Genomic DNA, 4,591 nt, shown 5'->3' with positions numbered 1-4,591 from the left:
ATTGTCCCTTATTTGACATGGGCATTTTGATCCAATATAATTCGCCCCAGGTTCTAAGCACACTATCATCTACATGTGTCTATTCGCTGCGATCACAGGGAACGGAGTTAATCGGTAAGTAAGTACAGCCGGCGTCTATGCACGCTGGCTGTTTTTGTTTATCCGGTTGGAAGCGGCGAGTTCAAATTGAAGGAGGTGGTGCGTCTGGCGGAGCTCCTACCTGTTTGCGCTCATGGAGTCGCAAAGATGACCTCACCCGTTTGCGAAGACGCCGAAACGGCCACAACCCGGATGTGCTGCTGAAAATTATGGGTCCGGGTTGAGTCAACGTGTTGATATGCGTTAGAGGAGGACAATCTAACATGTCGAAGAAAGCTTGGGCGCTTGCCGCGCTCTTTGTATTGCTTGGCGCTGTCGTGCTGGTGGCTTGCCAGCCGCAGGCCGAGGTGCAGACTATCGAAGTCACCCGCGTTGTGGAGGGTGAGAGCCAGACCGTCGAAGTGACCCGCGTCGTGGAGCAGGTGGTCGAAGTGACCGTCGCCCCGACCGAAGCGCCGGCCCAGCCGAAAGACCTGGTCATCTGCCAGTCTCAGGAGCCGGAGACGCTGTACTATTATGGCGGTTCGATGCTCGCGGCCACCAACGTGCATCACGCCATCTACGAAGACCCGTACGACACGCTCTCCTATGCGTTCCAGGCCAACGGCCTGGAGAAGCTGCCCAGTTTGGAGGACGGCGACGCGACCCTTAGCTCCGTGGAAGTCAACGAGGGCGACGTCGTCCTGAAGGTGGGCGACGTGGTCGGGCCGTTGGCGGCCGGCGACGTAGTCATGAATTCCGATGGCGAAGAAGTGACCTTCGACGGCACGCCGGTCATGATGGACCAGCTGGTCGCCGATTTCACGATGAAGCCGTTGGTCTGGGAAGACGGCACGCCGGTCAAGGCGTCCGACTCCGTCTACAGCTTCAATCTGCTCCTGGACCCGGATACGCCCTCCACCAAGTACACCGCCGAGCGCACCGCCAGCTATGAGGCGACGGGCGATCTGACCACGCGCTGGACGGGTCTGCCGGGTTTCCGCGACTCGACGTACTTCATCAACTTCTGGTACCCGCTGCCGGAGCATCTGTGGAGTGGCTTCACGGCCGCCGAACTGCTGGAGGCCGAAGAGTCCAGCCGCATGCCCGCCAGCTATGGCGCGTTCAAGATCGAGGAGTGGATCGCCGGCGACAGCATCCGCCTCGTCCGGAACGAGAATTACTATCGCGCCGATGAAGGCCTGCCCTATCTGGACAGCGTCACCTTCAAGTTCATCCCCGACACCAACCAGTTGCTGGCCCAGGTGCTCTCCGGCCAGTGCGACATCGTGCCCGAGCCGGGCCTCGAAGTCGCCGACGCGCCGTTCCTGACCGAAGCCGAGGCTTCCGGCCTGCTGGTTCCCTACTTCCAGACGGGCACGACCTACCAGCACATCGACTTCGCCGTCGATACCTTCGGCGATTACACCGACACCCGCTATGACTGGTTCGAGGACGTGCGCGTCCGCCAGGCGATGATCCAGTGCACCGACCGCCAGAGCATGGTGGACAACCTGCTCTTCGGCCGTTCGGAAGTCATCCACAGCTACATCCCCAGCGTCCATCCGCTGTACCCGACCGAGGGCCTGACTGAGTGGGCGTTCGATCCCGAAGCGGGCAACGCGCTCCTGGATGAGGCCGGTTACGACCAGCGCGACGCCGATGGCTTCCGCCTCGACCCGGATGGCAATCGCTTCGCCCCCAGCCTGGGCACGACGGCCGGCAACGTGCTGCGCGCCGGCATGACCCAGATCTTCAAAGAGAACATGGCCGCCTGCGGCATCGACGTGCAGCTCTACACCCTGCCGGCCAGCGAATGGTTTGCCGACGGCCCGGAAGGCCCGCTGTTCGGCCGCCGCTATGACCTGGGTCTGTTCGCCTGGCTGACGGGCGTGCAGCCGGCGTGTGAACTGTACATGGGCAACCAGATCCCCGGTCCGTCCGACGAGATCAACCCGCGCACCGAGCAGCCCTTCGGCAGCGGCTGGGGCGGCCAGAACAACACCGGCTGGAACGATCCGGAGTATGACGCGGCCTGCGCTCAGGCGCTCGGCTCGCTGCCCGGCACGCCGGAGTACATCGAAGGCCACACCCGGGCCCAGCAGATCTTCTCTGAGCAGGTTCCGGTCATCCCGGTCTTCCTCAGCGTGAAGACCGGCGTCACCCGGCCCGAAGTTCTGAACTACGGCATCGACCCGACCCAGAACTCCCACCTGTACAACATCGAGGAGATCGACCTGCAGCAGTAAGGTTCGATTGCACATAGTCTGAATGTGGCGGCGGCGCGTACGCGCCGCCGCCACATTTGGCTATTGCCAGCGGCCGGCGGCTGCGGTTGTTGGTCATGTCAACGACCTGTGGCGCTGGCCGGGGGCTACTGCTATAATTTGCCATCTTACCGGCTGCGGGTGTGTGTCTGGCCTATTCCAGTGGAGTGGTGGGTGCGAATGCCGGCGTCTTGGCCCGGCGGACCTCGCCCTCGCGCCAGCATCCCCTAAACAGCCCGGAGGTGATCGATGACCAGCTATCTCATCCGCCGCGCGTTACAGATGATCATGGTCGTCATTGTGGCGACTATCGCCATTTTCGCCTTGCTTCACGCGGTTCCCGGCGGGCCGCTGTCCGGCCTGAACATGGCCGTGGGGGCGAAGAACCGTCTCAGCCCCCAGGAGATCGCCCGCATCGAGCAGACGCTCGGCCTCAACAAGCCGTTCTACCTGGCCTACCTGACCTGGTTGCTGGGCGAGGACTGGGTCGATGAGGTGGGCAACGCCATCGGCAACCCCGGGCCGACCGATAAGATGTACGTGACCGGGACGTGGGCCGACTTCCAGTCGCCGGTGTGCGCCGCGGCCGGCGGCACCAACCGGGGGGCCGACCCGACCAAAACCCCGCCCTGCAGCCGCGGCATTCTGCGCTGGGACTGGGGCGAGTCGTGGGCGCTGGCCCGCGGCCAGACGGTCACCAGCGTCATCGGCAGCCGCGTCAAGAACACCATCATCCTGATGACCACGGTGACGGTCATCTCGCTGGTTATCGCCGTCCCTATCGGCATCATCTCCGCCGTGCGCCAATACTCCAAGCTGGACTACGTTGTCACCACCTTTAGCTTCTTCGGCATCGCCATGCCCGTTTTCTGGTTCGGCCTGCTCATGGTGATGCTCTTCACGCTTAAATTCCAGGAGTGGGGGCTGCCCTACTTCCCGTCGGGCGACGTGTTCACCACGCGCGTCACGGCCGGCAGTATCCAGGACGTGCTCAACATCGAGCCGCGCACGCTGTCCGACCGCATCGTTCACCTCTTCCTGCCGGTGACGGTGCTGACCTTGCTCTATCTGGCCGGCTGGAGCCGCTTCATGCGCTCCTCCATGCTGGAGGTGCTGCGCCAGGATTACGTGCGCACCGCCCGCGCCAAGGGGCTGCGCGAGCGCGCCGTCGTCGCCAAGCATGCCGCCCGCAACGCGCTCATCCCGCTGGTCACCATCGTCGTGTTCCAGATTCCGGGCATCTTCAGCGGCGCTATCCTGACGGAAACGATCTTCAACTATCCCGGCATGGGGCGCCTGTTCATCGACGCCCTGGGCCGCGACGACTGGCCCATCGTGATGGCGATTCTGTTCATCTCGGCCATTCTTGTCGTCATCGCCACCCTTGTCGGTGACGTGCTCTATACCATCGTTGATCCGCGTATCCGGTTCGAGTAGGACGGATAAAGGGGACCAAACATCATGTCAGTAGCTGAACTGGACGCCACCAGCCTGCAAGCCGAGGCCCTGCTCACCTCGAAGCCCGAACCGCTTGTCGCCGTCTACTGGCGGCGATTGCGGCGGCACCATCTGGCTACGGCCAGCCTCGTCCTGCTGATCCTGATCATCCTGGCCGTCATCATCGGCCCGATCATCATGACACGGATGACCTATTACAACGTGTCCGAGGATGCCGAGGTGCTTTACCGGCGCGACGGCCAGGACTTGCGCAACATCAACGCCTCGCCCTCGCTGGAGCACCCGATGGGAACGGACGAGCTGGGTCGGGACGTGCTCTTGCGCATCCTGCTGGCCGGGCGGCTGTCGCTGTTCATCGCCTTCACCGTGGTCATCGTCTCGGAGACGTTCGGCATGTTCATGGGGGCCGTCTCAGGCTATTTCGGTGGGCGGGTGGACAATTCGATCCAACGCCTGACCGAGTTCGTGATTATCTTGCCCACGCTGCCGCTGCTATTAACCCTGTCGTCGATTCTGCGCGACCTGCAAATCCCGTTTCTGCCGCCGGAGTGGAGCCAGGCGTTTGTCATCATCGCTATTTTGACCCTATTTGGCTGGACAGGGGCGTGCCGTCTGGCGCGCGGCATGGTGCTGAGCCTGCGCAACCAGGAGTTCACCGAGGCGTCGCGCGCGCTGGGCATGTCGGACTTCCAGATCATCACCCGACACATGATGCCCAACGCCCTGCCGCCCATCATCGTCAACGCTTCGCTGGCGCTGGGCGGCGTCATCGTGACGGAGTCGGCGCT

General features: G+C 62.9%; 3 protein-coding genes. All 3 read left to right on the top strand.

Features of this window, described 5'->3' with window-relative positions:
• Positions 1-362: 362 nt before the first annotated feature.
• The gene (locus tag ACE3UY_RS15370; protein WP_374688379.1) at positions 363-2,327 is read left to right on the top strand and encodes a peptide ABC transporter substrate-binding protein; all 1,965 of its coding nucleotides are present in this window, start codon (positions 363-365) and stop codon (positions 2,325-2,327) included.
• A gap of 267 nt (positions 2,328-2,594) precedes the next feature.
• Positions 2,595-3,782, top strand: coding sequence for an ABC transporter permease (locus tag ACE3UY_RS15365; protein WP_374688378.1), 1,188 nt, complete (start codon positions 2,595-2,597; stop codon positions 3,780-3,782).
• A gap of 24 nt (positions 3,783-3,806) precedes the next feature.
• The coding region (locus tag ACE3UY_RS15360; RefSeq protein WP_374688377.1) for an ABC transporter permease at positions 3,807-4,591 on the top strand (785 nt) is incomplete at its 3' end.

Origin of the sequence: Promineifilum sp. (SeqCode) (assembly GCF_041918635.1) — a bacterium.
Classification (GTDB): domain Bacteria; phylum Chloroflexota; class Anaerolineae; order Promineifilales; family Promineifilaceae; genus Promineifilum.
The sequence above is the reverse complement of the archived record's forward strand: the minus strand, read 5'-3'. Positions and strand labels throughout refer to the sequence as shown.

Coding starts and splice junctions, on each gene's coding strand:
- ACE3UY_RS15365 (WP_374688378.1), top strand. CDS start 2,595: ATGACCAGCTATCTCATCCGCCGCGCGTTACAGATGATCATGGTCGTC.
- ACE3UY_RS15370 (WP_374688379.1), top strand. CDS start 363: ATGTCGAAGAAAGCTTGGGCGCTTGCCGCGCTCTTTGTATTGCTTGGC.